Annotated in this window: 18 protein-coding genes and 1 tRNA gene; 9 read left to right on the forward strand and 10 right to left on the reverse strand. The window is 61.5% G+C overall.

Annotated elements, in window-relative coordinates:
• Nucleotides 1–837 precede the first annotated feature (837 nt).
• Nucleotides 838–2328 carry an anion permease gene (locus tag LAN70_01675; protein MBZ5509856.1) on the reverse strand — a complete coding sequence of 497 codons (1491 nt, stop codon included), beginning with the start codon at nucleotides 2326–2328 and terminating at the stop codon, nucleotides 838–840.
• Between the two features lie 285 nt (nucleotides 2329–2613).
• Between LAN70_01675 and LAN70_01680 the strand changes: the two genes are divergently transcribed.
• The 4 genes from LAN70_01680 (at nucleotide 2614) to LAN70_01695 (ending at nucleotide 5697) form a co-directional block, all read left to right on the forward strand.
• Complete coding sequence (locus tag LAN70_01680; protein ID MBZ5509857.1) at nucleotides 2614–2919, forward strand: PilZ domain-containing protein; 306 nt, start codon at nucleotides 2614–2616, stop codon at nucleotides 2917–2919.
• A gap of 230 nt (nucleotides 2920–3149) precedes the next feature.
• Nucleotides 3150–4466, forward strand: coding sequence for a hypothetical protein (locus tag LAN70_01685; protein MBZ5509858.1), 1317 nt, complete (start codon nucleotides 3150–3152; stop codon nucleotides 4464–4466).
• Between the two features lie 69 nt (nucleotides 4467–4535).
• On the forward strand, nucleotides 4536–4751 hold the full coding sequence (locus LAN70_01690; protein ID MBZ5509859.1) for a hypothetical protein: 216 nt from the start codon (nucleotides 4536–4538) through the stop codon (nucleotides 4749–4751).
• 289 nt (nucleotides 4752–5040) lie between these two features.
• Nucleotides 5041–5697 (forward strand): hypothetical protein, encoded by a 657-nt coding sequence (locus tag LAN70_01695; protein ID MBZ5509860.1) that lies wholly within the window; start codon nucleotides 5041–5043, stop codon nucleotides 5695–5697.
• A 268-nt stretch (nucleotides 5698–5965) separates the two neighbouring features.
• Here the strand turns inward: LAN70_01695 and LAN70_01700 are convergent, their stop codons facing one another.
• The 5 genes from LAN70_01700 to LAN70_01720 all read right to left on the reverse strand — a co-directional run bounded on the left by LAN70_01700 (nucleotide 5966) and on the right by LAN70_01720 (nucleotide 8679).
• Complete coding sequence (locus LAN70_01700; GenBank protein ID MBZ5509861.1) at nucleotides 5966–6349, reverse strand: hypothetical protein; 384 nt, start codon at nucleotides 6347–6349, stop codon at nucleotides 5966–5968.
• Nucleotides 6350–6665: 316 nt separating this feature from the next.
• Nucleotides 6666–6740, reverse strand: a tRNA-Val gene (locus tag LAN70_01705).
• Between the two features lie 291 nt (nucleotides 6741–7031).
• A complete protein-coding gene (locus LAN70_01710) occupies nucleotides 7032–7568 on the reverse strand; it encodes a Spy/CpxP family protein refolding chaperone (GenBank protein MBZ5509862.1) in 537 nt (178 codons plus the stop codon).
• A gap of 53 nt (nucleotides 7569–7621) precedes the next feature.
• Nucleotides 7622–8098 carry a hypothetical protein gene (locus tag LAN70_01715; GenBank protein MBZ5509863.1) on the reverse strand — a complete coding sequence of 159 codons (477 nt, stop codon included), beginning with the start codon at nucleotides 8096–8098 and terminating at the stop codon, nucleotides 7622–7624.
• Nucleotides 8095–8679 (reverse strand): sigma-70 family RNA polymerase sigma factor, encoded by a 585-nt coding sequence (locus tag LAN70_01720; GenBank protein ID MBZ5509864.1) that lies wholly within the window; start codon nucleotides 8677–8679, stop codon nucleotides 8095–8097. Before LAN70_01720 ends, LAN70_01715 begins: the two co-directional genes overlap by 4 nt.
• 518 nt (nucleotides 8680–9197) lie before the next feature.
• On the opposite strand from LAN70_01720, the gene LAN70_01725 reads away from it, so the two are divergent.
• Nucleotides 9198–9863: a hypothetical protein gene (locus tag LAN70_01725; GenBank protein ID MBZ5509865.1), complete on the forward strand. Its 666-nt coding sequence runs from the start codon at nucleotides 9198–9200 to the stop codon at nucleotides 9861–9863.
• Between the two features lie 86 nt (nucleotides 9864–9949).
• Entirely contained in the window at nucleotides 9950–10654 is a 705-nt protein-coding gene (locus tag LAN70_01730) for a Crp/Fnr family transcriptional regulator (protein MBZ5509866.1), read from the forward strand.
• Nucleotides 10655–10727: 73 nt separating this feature from the next.
• Here the strand turns inward: LAN70_01730 and LAN70_01735 are convergent, their stop codons facing one another.
• Entirely contained in the window at nucleotides 10728–11840 is a 1113-nt protein-coding gene (locus tag LAN70_01735) for a hypothetical protein (GenBank protein MBZ5509867.1), read from the reverse strand.
• 153 nt (nucleotides 11841–11993) lie between these two features.
• Here LAN70_01735 and ric point away from each other — a divergent pair, with 153 nt between their 5' ends.
• Genes ric through LAN70_01750 form a run of 3 tightly spaced genes read left to right on the forward strand, consistent with a single transcriptional unit; the run spans nucleotide 11994 to nucleotide 13228 of the window.
• Nucleotides 11994–12713: an iron-sulfur cluster repair di-iron protein gene (gene ric, locus LAN70_01740; GenBank protein ID MBZ5509868.1), complete on the forward strand. Its 720-nt coding sequence runs from the start codon at nucleotides 11994–11996 to the stop codon at nucleotides 12711–12713.
• A gap of 42 nt (nucleotides 12714–12755) precedes the next feature.
• Nucleotides 12756–12998, forward strand: a complete 243-nt coding sequence (locus LAN70_01745) for a hypothetical protein (GenBank protein ID MBZ5509869.1) — start codon at nucleotides 12756–12758, stop codon at nucleotides 12996–12998.
• The gene (locus LAN70_01750) at nucleotides 12995–13228 is read left to right on the forward strand and encodes a hypothetical protein (GenBank protein ID MBZ5509870.1); all 234 of its coding nucleotides are present in this window, start codon (nucleotides 12995–12997) and stop codon (nucleotides 13226–13228) included. The genes LAN70_01745 and LAN70_01750 overlap by 4 nt, the downstream gene beginning before the upstream one ends.
• Before the next feature lie 27 nt (nucleotides 13229–13255).
• On the opposite strand, the gene LAN70_01755 is transcribed toward LAN70_01750, so the two are convergent.
• From LAN70_01755 to dapA, 3 genes are all read right to left on the reverse strand, one after another.
• Nucleotides 13256–14641 (reverse strand): cation:dicarboxylase symporter family transporter, encoded by a 1386-nt coding sequence (locus LAN70_01755; protein MBZ5509871.1) that lies wholly within the window; start codon nucleotides 14639–14641, stop codon nucleotides 13256–13258.
• 205 nt (nucleotides 14642–14846) lie between these two features.
• Nucleotides 14847–15680, reverse strand: a complete 834-nt coding sequence (locus LAN70_01760; protein MBZ5509872.1) for a 2,3,4,5-tetrahydropyridine-2,6-dicarboxylate N-succinyltransferase — start codon at nucleotides 15678–15680, stop codon at nucleotides 14847–14849.
• Between the two features lie 205 nt (nucleotides 15681–15885).
• Entirely contained in the window at nucleotides 15886–16791 is a 906-nt protein-coding gene (dapA, locus tag LAN70_01765; protein ID MBZ5509873.1) for a 4-hydroxy-tetrahydrodipicolinate synthase, read from the reverse strand.
• Between the last annotated feature and the right edge of the window lie 147 nt (nucleotides 16792–16938).

Raw genomic sequence — 16938 nt, forward strand, 5'->3', positions numbered from 1 at the left:
GGGGCGAAGCGGTGGCGAAAGGATGGCATGACGTGGCGCTACTACTTTTGCCAAGGTTGCGGTATACTGCGCCACGTTCGGCCCTGTTGATTCCGGCATGATCCGTACAGTTCATTTGGGTTACAGATGCGACGCCTGTCGCACACGTGTGCCCGTGTACACCTTCACCCGCTCCAACGGCAATGGCGCACCGCCATGCACGCCGCCGGTAGACCGCTACGTGGAGTGCCCGACTTGCCACGCGCCGCGTCATGTGGCCTTTGCGGAAATTGAAAATCTAGAGCGATGGGAAGTAGCCAGCGGCGCCGACCACCGTGCCGCCTGAACTGGTGCGCGGGGTGCGCCGGGTTTTGGGGTCAACCACGACCTGGGAAGCGGAGGAGTGGCGCGCCGGTAGCGTCAGTTTCGTGGTCGTGGGAGCGGTCTGACTGGCTTGGCCCGGAGGTCTCTTCGGTTGGCGCCGTCGCGGTCAATCGCTTTTTCTGCCTCAGGCGGCTCGCCAGGTTCGTAGCGGCCGCGTCGCCAGTCCGATCGATCTTCCTCGCAGACGCAGTGCTGGTGTTTCACGCGCACAGATTGCTACGAATCGCGGTCACGATCAAGTACATTCGATAGTGACGGAAGCCGCTGTCCTGGCGTCACCGCAAAGCAAAGCCAACCAAGCGGCAAGCATTCCCTCGATATCCGCCGCGGCAACGGGCAGGTTCTGACAACCGGCGCGCAGTCAGCACTGGCTGGCGAAGACTCCGCCGGCACTTTCCGCCAACGGGGATTTTTTCTCACGCGCCACCGGCAAGCCTGGAAGCCTGCCGGCAGCGCGAAGGGGAGTGATGCCGGCTAGCGCGCGAACGTCAGCACATACGGCGTGCCGACCGCCAGCAACACGATGAGGAAGAACAAACCGGTCAGGAATCCCATGCGCCAGAAATCCTTGGCCGGGAGATATCCGCTGGCGTACCAGATCGGACCCGGCCCGGTAGCGTACGGTGTCAGGATTCCCATCAGTCCCAGCGAGTAGCACATCAGCATCGCGAGCTGGCGAATTGGCATACCCGGGACCAGCAGCACCGCCGCCAGAAATACCGGAAGCACCGCCGCAGTGTGGGCGGTCAGGCTGGCAAACAGGTAATGGATGACGAAGAACAGCGCCACCACGACCAGCATAATTGTCAGAGGCGGGAAGTGGGACAGGTAGGTGGTGGCGCGGCCGCCGAACCACTTCAGGAACCCGACGCTGTTCAGCCCGTCGGCCATTGCCACCAGCGTCGCAAACCAGAGCAGCACCGTCCACGCCTGTTTGTTGCTGGCGATCTGGGTCCAACTGATCACCTTGGTCAGCAGCATCGCCGAGATGACACAGAAGGCAACCGTCACCGGCGCCACCCAGCGCGCACCGCCGATCCACCCGATCAGGGCGGCGATGGCGAGCAGCGCCATGATGATTTCATTCCTTGAGATTCGACCCAGCAGCCCCAGCTCCGTCTTCGCCCAGCGCATGACTTCGTCGCCACGCTTGACCGTGGGTGGATACAGGAAGTAGGTCAGCAGCGGGGTGGCGAGAAAGAGGATGATGCCGACCGGCAGGAAGCCTCGAAGCCAGGCGGTCCAGGTGATGTCTACTTTAGCGATTTTTTTCACCAGTTCGAGGGCAAGGAAGTTGGGCGCCAGGGCGGTCAGGAACATGGAACTGGTGACGCACGTGGTGGCGAAGCCGGTCCACATCAGGTAGGAGCCGATCTTGCGCGGTTCCTGGTCGGGCAGCGATCCGTATAGCGGCGGAATGTTCTTGACCACCGGGTAAATAGTGCCGCCGCTGCGCGCCGTGTTCGACGGCATGAACGGGGCGAGGATCAGGTCCGATAACGCAATCGCGTAGCCGAGTCCCAGGGTTCTCCTGCCGAGAGTCCTGACCAGCAGCAACGCGATCCGCCGGCCCAGACCGGTGACTTCATAGCCGATGGCGAAAATGTTGGCGGCCACGATGAGCCAGACGGTGTCGTTGGAGAAACCGGAGAGCGCCCACCTGACGGCCTCGGCCGGCGTCTTGCCGATCAACATGTAGGCGGCGGCAATGCTGATGCCGATCAAGCCGACGGCCGCGCCCGGCAGGGGCTCGGTCACCAGGGCCGCAATCACCGCCGCGAAGAGGGCGAAGTAATGCCATGCCAGGGGAGCCAAGCCGGCAGGCGCGGGGATCAGGCGGAGCACGACGCCGAGCCCGATCGGCACCACCCATTTCAAGATAACCTGAGTCGTCGGCGGGCCAGCCTTGGTTTCCGGTTGTTGAGCGGGAGACACGCGAGGAGGAGACGTTACGGACGTGGCCATTCACACCTCCCGACCGGCCGGCTTTCATACTTATCAGTGCGGTAAAACTGGACGCGCCAGCGCAGTCATCGGCTAGTCCTGGCTAAGCCATATCACCAAAGGCAAAGGGTCTCGGTGACGCAGCGCACATGGAAAGGTGAAGTGAGACCTGCGGGTGCGCTTCTTGGGAACTTCCAGGCCAGTCCAATCCCATTTCAGCAAAAGTCTGGTCGCGCCATTGCGCAATCTCGATTGCACCATTGCGGGGCAGGGTCTACCCTAGTTGTGTTCAAAGAGGCTTGGCGCGTGAACACCACAAAGCGAAAGTACAAGCGCCATAAAACGACTACTCCGGCGACCGTCAGGGCGGAGGGGCACACCCTGGCCGCCACCACCAGGGACGTCAGCCTTGGCGGCCTGTTTATTTTCACCGACGCCGCGCTGCGCGAAGGCTCAGAGATTGAGGTTGTCCTGATGCTGCCGAAGGAACTCGGGCTGCCGGACAGCCAAATGGTCTGTTGCCACGGGAAGATTGTGCGCAGCGAAATGGTTGACGGTCAGCACGGCGTCGCGGCGACGATTGACCGGTTTCAGTCGCTGCCGCAGGCCTGAGTTCCCAATCCACTGCCTTCTTTCCGATAATCTCTTTCACCAAGTCACGGTAGTCCTGCTTGTCGCAGCATAACTGCGGCAAAAGGGAGGGGCCCGCGGTACGCGCAAAAGAGTTATACTTTCCACCCTGGGGCGTGCGGGAGAGGAACAAGGAACAATTTATGCGTTGGCAAAGCTGCGCACTGGCGTTGACGTGTTTCTGTTGCGTGTGCGGTTGGGCTCAAGTCTTGATGCAACGGCCGGCCGTGGCGGAGGAGCCCGCGAAAATCCTGCCGGTCACGCCCCCGATGGCCATCCCACTGACGGTGCCGGTGGGTACGCCATTGAAGGTCGCGCTGGACCAGGAAGTGCGGGTGCGCAAAGCCGGCCAGCCGGTGCACGGGAAGATTACGGAGCCGGTGTACGCGTTCGACAAACTGGTGATTCCCGCCGGCAGCGAGGTCACGGGGAAGATCTTCGAGATTGGCGACATCTCGAAAAAGGTGCGAACCATGGCGGCGGCCAACGGGAGTTTTTCGCCGCCACGCCAGATCCACATCGAGTTTGACGAGCTGCGGCTGGCGGATGGCCGGCGAATCCCGCTGCAGACGGTGGTTTCTCCGGCGTCGCAAGGCGTGCTGCAATTCGTGGCGGCGAACGAAAAGAACAACGGCAAGACGGCCGCAGCCATGAACGCGGCACACCGCCAGATCAACCAGGCGCGGCAGCAGGTCAGGCAGGAATGGGAGATGGCCAAGGCCCAACTGCACGAGCCCGGCAAGAAGCACCGGCTCGAGCGCTACGCGGTGGCGCAGCTTCCGGTCCATCCGCAGTACCTGGATTCGGGAGCCAGTTTCAATTCCGAGCTGCAGCAGCCGCTGAATTTCGGCGGCGAAATCGTCGCCCCGGAGGCGCTGGCGCAGGTGGGCACGCCGCCGCCGTCGGGCAGCGCGGTGCATGCGCAATTGGTGACGCCGCTAAGCTCGGCCACGGCCAAGAAAGGCGATGCGGTGGAAGCCGTGATCACGCAGCCGCTGTTTGCCTCCGATCACCTGGTCCTGCCGCAGGGAAGCCGGCTGAAAGGATCGGTGCTGCAAGTGCATTCGGCGCGGCGGCTGGGACGCAACGGCCAATTGCGCATCGTGTTTCATGAACTCGCGCTGCCCAGTGGTTTGGAACAGAAGGTCCAGGCGAACCTGGAAGGCGTGGCGGTGGCGAAAGGCGAGAACCTGGCGCTCGACAGCGAAGGCGGGGCGCAGGTCACGACACCTCGCACAAGATACCTGACCACTGCGATTGCCGTGGCGCTCGCCAGTTCTTCCATGGGGGATAGCGACCGCGGTGTTCGCGATCATTCAGGCGATGCCGGGGGTAACGCCGCGAATGGAGCATCCGGATTCAAGTTTCTGGGCACAATTATCAGCACTGCCGCGCGCTCCCGGGCGGTGAGCACCGGGCTGGGAATGTATGGCGCGGCGTTTTCGGTGTATGCGCATTTCCTCACCCGCGGACGCGATGTGATCTATCCCAAAGACATGTCCATGTTGGTGAGCCTGGGCGGGCGATAGGAAGCGGCGGGGGGGGCGCCGGGTGCGCCAGCATTGTGGCCGTCACCGCCGAGTGCGAAAGACCGCACGATGCCGGAAACGATCCTACCAAGCCGCTGGTTTCGCTCTGCTGATGCTGGTCGCACTCCTGTGGAGCGAGGAGTTGTGCTCCTGCTGGCCGCGTTAAGCAAATGCCCTGAAAAAATGCAGGTTTCAGGCACAGGTAACTTTATTATTGCTGTGGAAAAGTGTGCAAAACCTGCGGAAATTCACAGCTTCCGCGTACGCCTCGTAAACGGTCCATAGGTAAGTGTTTGAATCCGCGTTAACAAGCACCAAAAACAGTGCGGCACCAAATCGAGTGCACAGCGCGTGCGTCATGACCGACTGAGTACTTTACATGTCGCATGAATTCACCGATGGTTAAAACACCGAAGGGCAGCCACGCTCCAAACGTGACCGCCCCGAGGTGATGCACCGGCTGGTGAGTCAAACAATCAGTGCGCGGTGTCCAAGACCACGCGCTGTGACTCACCAGCCGCTCCGATTTTCAAGGCGCAGTCTACACCCGGTTCCGGTCGCTTACAATTCCGCTATGTCTCAGACATTCTGGACAGCCGTCAGCGCGATTGCCACCATCGGCTACCTCATTGCCTCAGTCTTCCTCTGGCTCACAACCAGAAAAGCCGCCAACGCCGCTAAAAGACAAGCAGAGCTCACCGCCGATGCCATCCGAATCGCCGCCGAGCAGGCTGCAACTTCACGGCAACAATTCGAACTGTCGAAACAAATGTTTCTCGCAGACATGCAGCCTCTCGTCTTCTTCGCCGACGCTCACATCATGTTCGTCGGCGAGCATGGTGAAAGCTTCAATTTCACCTTTACCATGCGGAATCAGGGCAAGATCCCCGCCACAAATGTCAGGTGGCGAATGCGAATGATCGGCAACGGGGATGTACTCGAAGACACGCTCCCAACAGTGCGCAGGGAGCTAGCACCCAGCGAAGAGGCGACGGACGCCATCACGGCGACGATTTTCGGAACTGCTGGTCCAGTCCCGTCCGCCGCACGCAGCGCTGTTCGCGCGTACGTCGAAGTGCAATACACAAATCCGCTCGATAACAGCGTGCGGCACTCCGAGTGTCTGCTCGAAAGCGACTCGGTCTCCGGACGCATCCACAAAACCACCTTCACCGGCAATCCGGTTCACGAAACGAATACCGACCTCTGCTCCGGCGTTCCGTTCCCGTAGCTCGAGCAGCGCGGTCGATCCAGCAACGCGGCGCGACGGCGCGCTCGCCGGTCGCCAGGTTCGCGGCGAGCCGTCCCGCGCACGGAGCACTTGACCCTGAAGAATGTTCGGAGGACAATTTGCGCCGGGGGCTCATTATGCTGGAGTTCTTCGAGCGCTTGGACAAGGCGGCGGGAACCCTAATCGCCGCCCTCGTGGTCATCGCCCTGATCGTCGCCGTCGTCTACCTGACCAGCTAATTCGCGACGAGCCGCCCCGGCGCACGACGCTACTCCGACGAATGCACTCCCGACTCGGCAAGGCCAAAGTCGAGCACGGTTATGTAGCCAGTAGCGGGATCTAAGTTTATTTTCAAAATGAGGTCTTTTACCCCAGGCTTCGTCGGGTCCACGATGGATTCCACCTGTTCGAGCAGCCCCTTCTGCTGCGACTCGATCTTACGACCCAATTTCTGAACGAGCCCTCGATCTTCGGCGAAGAGCAGGTGTTGGTCCAGTGATATCCCGATGTGTGCATGCGCCTTGTGACCAGTGTTGCCCACCAAAATGTCGAAGTAATCTTCCCCGGTTTCTCGATACGTCTTGACCTCTAGCCTTGCCCAACGTTCGTCGTCTTTGTAGGTTCTCCACGTCTCCGTAGTCCAAAAGCGCATACCCCCTCCCCCCTACCACTGCCGCGATTTTCGCGCCGGCCGCGGGCACCCAAAGCGACCGCAGACGCCAGCCCTGAAAAGGCTGCGCTCTCCCATTTAACTCACACGCTGTGTGCGACTTAACGCGGCGATTCGTCACACTTAGTCACACTCACCCGCGCGCAAGTGGCGACGCTCTACACATTTCCCGGTCGCAAAATCAGCCCCGCCACCGAGCGGCGATGTCCGAAAACTCAACCCAGCCCGGACACCGGCGCTGTCCTAATCCGACTCGACACTACCGCCGCGTCATTCCGGGAGATGGCAGAAGAAGAAATGGTGGGCGCTACTGGATTCGAACCAGTGACTTCCACCGTGTGAAGATGGCACTCTACCGCTGAGTTAAGCGCCCAACCCTGAATTTTGTTGCGGTTTACGGTCTGCGGTATCAGATGACCGTAGCAAAGCGTACCAAATCTCAGCCGGTCTTGACCAGTTGAACGGTCGACGGTCGACGGTCGATGGCCGTCAGCACGAACGACTAACGACCAGCGACTAACGACTCCAGCACGAACAATTCAACTGCGCGCAAGTCGAAGCACCGCATTGGCGACAACGGTAAACGGCGCACCCGGCCCGGGTGGTGGGCCGGGAGCCTCCCGTTTCTCAAGGTTGTTGCGGCGGATGCGAAGGTGGTTGCCGCCTAGTCCTGCGGCGGGTTCCCGCCCGCCGGCGGCGTACCGCCTGGACCTGGACCGGCGCCCGGTCCCGGACCTCCTCCTCTGCGGCCTCCGCCCATGGGCGGTGCGCCAGGGATGCCCATGCGAGTGCGGCCTTGTGGCTGAAGCGCCTGCAGTTTCTTCCACTGCTCGGGTGTCAGCACGCGGCGAATGGCGAACAACATCTGGGCGTTGGCTTTCTCGAGTTCGGCCCGTTGAGCGGCGACCTTGTCGATCTGCTTCATGACCGCGGCCTCGTCCGGGCTGTCGCTCTCGATCATGGGCTGCAGCGTCACTTCCGCGCGCTCCAGGTTGGCGCGAACATCGATGAGCCGCAAGCGGTGGTCCTGGAAGATTTTTTCAATGCGCTGCACCTGCTCGTCAGTGAGTCCCAGCTTCTGCACAACGTCGGCGTTCTTCCACCACCGGCCCATCGGGCCCGATCGGCCGGCGCGGGGGCCAGACATCCGTCCCCGCCCTTCCGGCGGCCCTCCTGGCCCAGGGCCGCCACCAGCGGGCATCTGCGCCAAACTCAGAGACGACATTAGAAGTAGTGCGGCAAGCAAACGTGCGATCATTGATTTTCTCCTTCAGACTGTGGGATCGGCATCGCGGCGAGCCGGTTGCGCTCCGTAACAATGAGTACGGCCGGTTCCAGCGCAAGCGGCACATCGCGTTGCACGTCGGATTGGACTTCCATCAGCAGGACGTCATCGGGGTCCTGCTGGAGGGCGGCGGTTGGCGAATTCTGCTGCCGCAGCGGGGCGCTCGGAGCCAGCAGCAATGCGGAAGCCAGCAGCAGCAGCGCGGCAACCCCGGCCAGGGCCTGACGTAGCGATACAAATGAGAAATGAGGGCGCAGCTCCCGGCGCGGTTCGGTGGTGGCGGCGGCTTCCCGGCGCATGGTTTCACCGAAGCGGGCCACCAGGCTTTGCAGTTGGTCGGCTTCCTGGGAGCACTCGGCGCAATGTTGCAGGTGCTCGCGGGTGGAGGCATCTGGGCTGGCGGCCAGCCACGCCGTAATTTGTTCGTCGGTCAAATGCTGGTTCATTTCGCGTTCCCCTGCTTGTGGTGGTGGCGCAGCGCGCTGACCGCGCGGGACAAATGCGTCTTGACCGTTCCTTGCTCCAAGCCCATGACCTGGGCAATTTCTTCCAGGCTAAGCTCCTCGACGAAGCGCAGCATGAATACCGTGCGCTGCTGTTGGGTGAGCGCTGCCACCAGGCGCATCACGGCATCCAGCTCCTGGCGCGCGATCAAGCCGCGCTCGGCGGAGGGGGCGTGGTCGCGTGCGTAGGCGGCGACCGTATCCAGTTCGGTTCGGTTCCTGCCGAACAGACTTCGCCAAAAACCGCTCCTCCGGTTGCGCCGGTAATCGAGCGCCAGGTTCAGCGCGATGCGGATCAGCCAGGTGCCGACGCTGGACCTGCCCCGGAAGCTGGCGCGGTTCTGGTACGCGCGCAGGAAGCACTCCTGAGTCAGGGTGGCGGCGGCATCACGATCGCGCAGTTCACACCACAGCACGCGGTAGATACGGGCTTGGTGGGCGCGCACAAGATCATCGAACTGCTGCGCCGCGATTCCGGCTTCGCTCGTTGGTCCCATCAACGGTGTGGCCAGACTCTGTTCCATCGCTACTTCAATCGACGGATTTTCAGACCCGAGGTTTACACCAGCAGAAGGAAAAATGCACGAACGGCTGGTTCGAGCGAGAGTACGGCTCGGGTCCGCAGTGCAGGCGCTGATCGGCGGCAGCGGGCGGGGCGGAGGGGATGTCGTCGCCGGGCATGGAATTAGTGTAGCGTTGAAATTCATTACGCAATCGTGAAGCCATAAATGACGGGCAGGCATCTATTGACCTGGGGGCGGGACCCGTTACCGAAGTGCACACCTCCCTGCGGCACGGGCCTTGCCTTTCCACAGGGCAGGCAGGTAGTATCAAGGTCGGCCTCCGAACGGTACCTCCCGTACCGAAGTCCGCGCGCAACGAAGTGCCAGGCGCCAGGCGGACGAGAATGGTTCACGAATTCCCTTCGCATCCGGGATACGAGATTCCGGGGTAATGCGTGACCGAGTGGGCGTCTCCGACGGAGTGATTCAACTCAGCGTAAACCACGATCCCGCTCCCCCGCGGGACTGAAGAGAGCGTCATGACTTTTGGACCGAAGCATCCCTCCGGCCACGGAGGGAAGGGAAGGCGCCGTCGCGGCCGTCGCGGGCCCGGCGGAGGGCGTCCTGGTGGACACCAGGGCGGCAAAGGCCAACAAAAGCAGCACAACAATCCGGGTGGGGTTTTCACCCATCCCATGGACCACAGCTACCGCGCGGCGCTGCAAGGCAACAATGCGCAGCGCGGCACCGGCACCCAGTACCTGCAGCCGGATCCGGAACCGCTGCCGCAACAGCACGAGGACGCCGCAACGCGCATCTTCGCCTTTATTGACGACCTGTTCTTCCTGGCGAAAATCCAGGAGACCTCGCGCAAGCTCAACGTCAAGGTTGAGTTCGTCAAGACGGAGAAGGACATCCTGGAGCGGATGGAGCAGAACGGGAACGGCAAGCCGTCGCTGATCATCTTCGACCTCAACAACCTGGGCGCCAAGCCGCTGGCCACCATTCCGCGGCTCAAGAAGGAACTGAAGAAGGGAACCACCATCATCGGGTTCCTTTCGCATGTGCAGGGCGACCTCAAGGTGAAGGCGATGGAAGCCGGTTGCGACATGGTGATCCCGCGCTCCGCGTTTTCGCAGAACCTGCCGTCGCTGCTGCGACGCCACGGGGCGCCGGACACAATGGACGAATTGGAAGGCCAATAATCGCGCGACCGCGGTCCGGGGTTGGGTTTGCCGGAGCGCGATCGGCGACCATGCAGTCCCGGCAGACGCGAGTAGAATACCCGGCAATGCCCACCATGCATCCGAGTGCAGCCGAAGTCCTGCGGCACGTGCCGCTGTTTGCCGACCTTTCCGAAACCGAGCTCAAGTTCCTGGCCGAGCGCGCCGTCCCGCGCCGCTACGCTCCCGGTGAGCTGGTGTTCGCCGAGGGCGACGCCTGCCCGGGGCTGTTTGTGATCGAGAGCGGCAATGTCCGCCTGTTCAAGATCTCCACCGGCGGCCGGGAACAGGTGCTCACCATCGAGAAGGCTGGCAACTCCATCGCCGAACTGCCGGTATTCGATGGCGGCAAGTATCCTGCCAGCGCCGCGGCCGTCGAAAACGCGCAGTTGCTGTTCGTCAGCAAACAGGATTTCCATTCCCTCTGCCTGGTCCATCCCAAGGTCGCGCTGAAGGTGCTGCGCGTGGTCGGCAACCGCCTGCGCCGGCTGGTCGGCATCATTGAAGAGCTGTCTTTTACCACCGTCCGCTCGCGTCTGATCTCGCTGCTGGTGCGCCTGGCGGGCGAGCAGGCTCGGGGCGTGAGCACGGGAGTGCAGGTCACATTGCCGGCCACCAACCAGGAACTGGCAGCGCACATCGGCACGGTGCGCGAACTGGTGTCGCGCAACCTCAGCCGCCTGCAGGCGGAGGGGCTCATCAAGGTGGACGGCCGCACGGTGACGATTCCGAAGCTGGCGGCGCTCCAGGAGCAGCTCGGAGCCGTCGAGTAGTGCGGGGCGAGTCCCACCCGTTTGTGGACCCGCGCACATTGCTTCCGGTTAGCCGACAACCCTGAGTTTAGTATCACAAACTCGTTTTCGCAGTGCCACTAGAAGGGCTTTCATTTGCGACTCTTGCCAGGTAGTCAATCGCATCGTTGACATCGGCTACCACGCAGCATCCATATTGTCTATCAAGAGACATATGATTTGCCGAGATCATCGCTCGCATTGAACGCTCTGTGAAAAATGCATCGCAATACCCGAGGGCTGCAGTGGCATGCCGAAAATCAAAGAAATCGTTATCCTTGAGTTGTTGCGGTTTGTTCCATCGAACAAATGCATGTATGCACGCCAGGATATGCAGCGTCCGTAAGGCATCCTTCGTACTGCTCTGCTTGAATGCTGCGAATAATAGATTTCTCACTTCGCGTTCGTGAACCGATCTCTCGGTGGTACTCAGTTCCACCAGGTAACCGCTCCTCTTCTCGAACATTTTTCGAATGATGTCGACAGCAGTTCCCGCGAATACGTCGATAGCACCCTGAATTTCAACCAAATAAGCCTGCTCAAAACTACGAACCTCACTCGCGTGTTTGGTGTTCTGCACATTCAAATCATCGGCGAGTTTTCCAAAGCTTGTGAAGAAGTCTGGTGGGGTTGCATCGCCGATGCGATGCATTATTTCTGACATGGGAATCGTCCACATGTGGTTGAAGAACTCTTTTTGCAGTGCGACCTGCGCTTCCTCGTCCAACCCAGTTAGGGTTGGATGGACATATCCCAATACATAGCTCTGCTTTGACCACACCAAGTGTTTAAGCGGGTGCAGGTCATTGGGACTACTCACTGCTGCGTAGAGGAAGTGCGCCAATTCTGTGCCAACCCTCATTTCAAACGGAATAATCGTGACACCTAGGCTTAACTCATCAATGAGGTTAGCCGTTGCCTTACGCGTGATTGGATCATTTTGCTTTAGAAGCTCTGCGAAAGTGCTGTCGCTCACGGGGCAAAACACTTTCCCCTTTGATACGCACTCGCGCAGGGAATGGAGCAACTGAATTTCATTGCTTCCAGCCCGCCGTCCCACCGCAACGTCACGCAAGATAATCCAAAACTTAACATCTAGATAAACAGCTTTCTTAAATTCCAGGTCCACGGCCAACTCGATCTGTCGCTGGCGCACATATTCGTCCAAAGATAGCCTTGGCATTGCTCCATGATATCCGCCCTACAGGTCACGCTTCTATTCAGGAGACTCTCACTTTTCGTCCCTGTGACAAAAGTCATCGTCCTCGGCGCTGTGTGTCGCTATTCTCATGATCGAGATCACACAGGATCGGAGAAGAGCATGAACGTTGAAACGGCAAAGACGGTGCGCGAACTGGCCATTGAATTCCCGCAGGCCACGCGCGTTTTCGAGAAACTCGGAATTGATTACTGCTGTGGCGGCGGCAAGTCGCTGGAAGAGGCCTGCGCCGCGCGCAACCTGGGCGTCGACGATGTGCTGGCCGCGCTGGCATCGCCAGCGGAGAACACCTCGCTTACGGCGGACTGGCAGAAGGGTTCGATGGCGGAGCTGATCGGGCACATCGTCACCCAGCACCATGCTTACGTAAAGTCAGAGACGCCGCGCCTGGAACAGCTCCTGGCCAAAGTCTGCTCGGTGCACGGACAGAACCATCCTGAGCTGAACGTCATCCGCGAGACCTTCGCCGGCCTGGGACAGGAACTCTCGATGCACCTGATGAAGGAGGAGAACATCCTGTTCCCGTACATCATCGCGATGGAGAAAACTGTAGCTTCGCGGCAACCGGCGCGGCGGCCGGCATTCGGCACGGTGAAAAACCCGGTGCAGATGATGATGATGGAACACGACTCCGCCGGCGGCGCGTTGCGCTCGATTCGCGAAGCCAGCAACGGCTTCACCGCGCCGGAAGATGCCTGCATCAGCTATCGCACGCTTTACAGCGCGTTGCAGGAATTCGAAGCCGACCTGCACCAGCACATCCACCTGGAGAACAACATCCTGTTCCCGCGGGCGATTGCCACCGAGGCCGGCACAAACTGAAATTCTGGCAGCCCCACATCTGCCCGTCAGTGGGAGGTGTGCGTGAGGCTGACGCGATCGCAAGGAGTAATTCGCGTGCAAGAGCATTCCTGCCCGACCTGTGGCCAATCCTACGGCTGCCCGCGCGGCGAAGCGAACTGCGCTTCGCCCTACGTCTACGACTGCCATTGCTGCTATCAGCGCCGCTACCGCAAGGAGCTCAAGGCGCTGGCTGGCACGGTGGCGGCGCGCTTCGGCGATGATTTTGGCTGCGCCGGTTCCGGAGACTTCTGCTACGCCCATTGAGCATGAAGGGCGCGGCTGGCGGCCCCGCGGTCTATAATCGCGGCGTGGACAATCTCGTCATCGTGCGCGAGTGGGATGCCGACCAGTTTCATGCCCGCGTCATGGAACTGGAGAAGCAGGGCTACGTCGCGCGCCGCGAAAGCTACCGCATCGCCGCCGAGATGAACCCGGAAACCGGGTGGATCTCGCACGTGCACTCCATCGAACTCGCCAAGCCTGAAGCGAAATAAGCCGAAGCCTGAAGCCTGAAGCCTGCACTATTGCGCCAATGCCGCCTGCACTGTTTCCGACGGCTGCTCTTTGCCGAATTCGCCCTCCCAGCGCGCGATGACCACCGTCGCCAGGCAGTTGCCGATCACGTTCACCGAGGTGCGCGCCATGTCCATCAGCTCGTCAATGCCGAGGATCACAAAAATAGGCCATTCCGGCAGGTGAAACGAGGCCGCCGTGCCCAGCAGGATCACCAGCGACGCCCGTGGCACACCGGCGACTCCTTTGCTGGTTAGCATCAGCGTGAACACCATCACCAGTTGCTGCACGAAGGTGAGGTGGATTCCCGCCGCCTGCGCCACGAACACCGAAGCGAGCGAGAGATAGAGCGTGCTGCCGTCGAGGTTGAAGCTGTAGCCGGTGGGAATGACGAAGGCGACGATCTGCCGCGGGACGCCGATGGCCTCCATGGCTTCCATGGCGCGCGGCAGCGCCGCCTCCGATGACGTGGTCGCGAAGGCGATCGAAGCCGGCTCGGCAATCGCTTTGATGAACCGCCGCAGCGGCACGCGCGCCAGCAGCGCTACCGGCAGGAGGACGCCGACGAGGAAGATAATCAGCGCCACATACAACGTAGCCAGCAGCTTGAACAGGTTCACCAGGATGCCCAGCCCCATGTGGCCGACGGTGTTGGCGATCGCCGCCCCCACGCCGATGGGCGCAAACAGCATGACGATGTTGGTGAACTTGAACATCGTCTCCGACAGGCTCTCGCAGAAGGTCAGCATCGGGCGCCGCTTCTGCTCGTTGAGCAGCGCCAGGGCGATGCCGAAGATGATGCTGAAAACCACGATCTGCAGGACCTGGCCTTCGGCGATGGATTTTGCGATGTTCTCCGGAAAGGCGTGCAGGATGATGTCGGTGGCGGACTGCTTTGCCGCCGGCGGTAGTTCGGCGTGCAGCGCGGGCGGCGCGTTCACGCCCACGCCGGCCTTGCTCAGGTTGATCGCGCCCAGCCCGATGAAGAGAGCAATCGTGGTCACGACTTCGAAATAGATGAGCGCCTTGATCCCCATGCGCCCCACCTGCTTGAGGTCGTGATGTCCGGCAATGCCCACCACCAGCGTGGCGAACAGCAGGGGCGCGATGATGGTCTTGATCATGCGCAGGAAAATCAGGCTTAGGATCCTCAGATTCACTGCGAAGAGAGGGAAGTCATGCCCGATTTCGGCGCCCACCACCATGCTGACCAGGATCCAGGTGGTGAGGGAGCGCTTGGCGATGGCATAGACGAACAGCGCGAGAATGGCGGCCCAGCGCACCAGGGCGGCGGCGTTGGCAGGCGCGCGGAAGACGCCATAGCGCTCGCCGAGAAAAAGTACGGCGGCAAGGAAGAACAGCGCGAGTGCGGTAATAAGAGAGCGGGCCTTCATGGATGAGTCTAAGCCACCGTAGTAGTGCCGCGCCGCCGGCGCTCGTGAGTTTTGTTTGCCCCTTCCCACCGCTGCCGCGGTGGGCTAACGAATTCCGCCCGCTTCGCGGGCTGGATTCGCGTGTTTCGGACGACTTTGTTCGTCACCTTAGGCTCCGACACAGACTCCTCAAGGACACATTCGAAGCTCGAAACTGAAAACTGCGCTATCGCAGTGCGTCTTCCAGCGCCGCGCTGGCGTCGGTCTTCTCGTCGCGGTACTTGATAATCACCGGCGCGTAAACGGATAAGCCCCACTCGATCGCCTTGCCGCGGTTCAACGAGCGCGAGCCCGGCACGACGACGGCATTTTCCGGCACCACCAGCGGCTGAGCGCCGGAGGCGCGATAGACCTCGCCGCGCACCACGTCGTAGAGCGGGGTCGAGCGCGTCAGGATTGTGCCGGCGCCCAGCACGGCGCGCCGCCGCACCTGCGTGCCTTCGTAGACGCCGCAATTGCCGCCCACGAGCACGTCGTCCTCGATGATCACCGGCGCGGCATTCACCGGCTCAAGCACGCCGCCGACCTGCGCCGCCGCGCTCAGGTGGACGCGCTTGCCGACCTGTGCGCACGATCCCACCAGCGCGTGCGAATCCACCAGCGAGCCTTCGTCCACGTAGGCGCCGGCGTTGATGTACATCGGCGGCATACAGATCACGCCCGGCGCGACATAGGCGCCGCTGCGCACCGAGGATCCGCCGGGCACCACGCGAACCCGGTCGGCAGGCGTGAACCGCCGCACCGGAAAGGTGTCCTTGTCCACGAACGACAGGGCGCCGCCGCCGCTCATGTCCGCGATCTCGCCCAGCCGGAACCCCAGCAGGATGCCCTGTTTCACCCAGACGTTGACCCGCCACTCGCCGTCGCGCTTCTCGGCGGCGCGGATTCGTCCGGCGCTCAGCTCCGCCAGAAACTCGCCAAAGACGCGGCGGGCGTCTTGCTTGTCCACGGCGGCGCCGAGGGAAAACAGCCGCTCGATCGAGGATTGCAAGGAGTCCATGGCGAGGCAGTATAACCAAGTCAGAAGTAAGAAGGCAGAAGTAAGAAGGCTGTCGGCTATCGGCCGTCGGTGATCGGGTGTTTTGGCGCGATTACCCAGGATGTTGCTTCGCAGCGCTTGACCGGCCACAAAAAAACGCCCGGGATTTCCCGGGCGCTTCGATCTTCACGCTCGAGCGAGCGCGCTCCAACTCTACCGCTGACTCCTACGACGCCACGCTGGCCATCTTCTGCAGGTCGAGATGCTGCACGATTTTCTCCAGCTTGGCGCGGTTTTCCGGCTTCATGCGCGTCAGCGGCAACCGGTAGTTCTCCTCGATCTTGCCCATCATCGCCAGCACCGCCTTCACCGGGATGGGATTCGACTCGATAAAGTTGGCCTGCATCAGCGGCAGGTAGCGGCGATGCAGCGCGCGCGCCTTCTTCCAGTCGTTGCCGAGGGCGGCGCGCGTCATCTCCGACATCTTGCGGGGGATCTCATTCGATGCCACCGAAATGATGCCCACGCCACCCAGGGAAATCACCGGCAGCGTGACCGCGTCGTCGCCCGAGAAGACCAGGAATTCTTCCGGCACGGCGTTGCACACCTCGGCAATCTGCGAAATGTTTCCGCTGGCTTCCTTCACGCCGATGATGTTCGGAATCTGCGCCAGGCGCGCCAGCGTGGCAGGCTCGAGGTTCGCGCCGGTTCGCCCGGGCACGTTGTACAGGATCAGCGGCTTGTCCACCGCTTCGGCGATGGCGTGAAAATGCTGGTACTGGCCCTCCTGCGTCGGCTTGTTGTAGTAGGGCGACGCGGTCAGGATCGCGTCCACGCCCGGCAAGGCGGCGACGGTTTTCGCTTTCTCCACCGCGTCGCTGGTGCAGTTGGAGGTGGCGCCGGCGACGATGGGCACGCGCCCGTGCGCCACCGCAATGGTCACCTCAATCACGCGCAGCCACTCCTCGCGCGAGAGCGTGGGCGTTTCGCCGGTGGTGCCGCAGGGGACGAGGAAGTCGATCCCATTTTCGACCTGCCACTCGACCAGGCCGCGCAGGGCGGGCTCGTCAATGGAACCGTCGGATTGGAAAGGAGTAACGATCGCGGTGCCGCAGCCGTAAATAGGCTTCATAACAGCTCCTGTGAAACGCTCGCCACAGTCTAAATGTTGGGCCGGTAAACGGGGAACTTTAGCGCAATTCGCGGAAAATGTCCTTGAAAACCGGCAACGCAACAGTGCTACGATAGAAGTATGGCAAAGAGGAACGTCAGATTTGTT

This window comes from Terriglobia bacterium (assembly GCA_020072845.1).
Taxonomy (GTDB): domain Bacteria; phylum Acidobacteriota; class Terriglobia; order Terriglobales; family Acidobacteriaceae; genus JAIQGF01.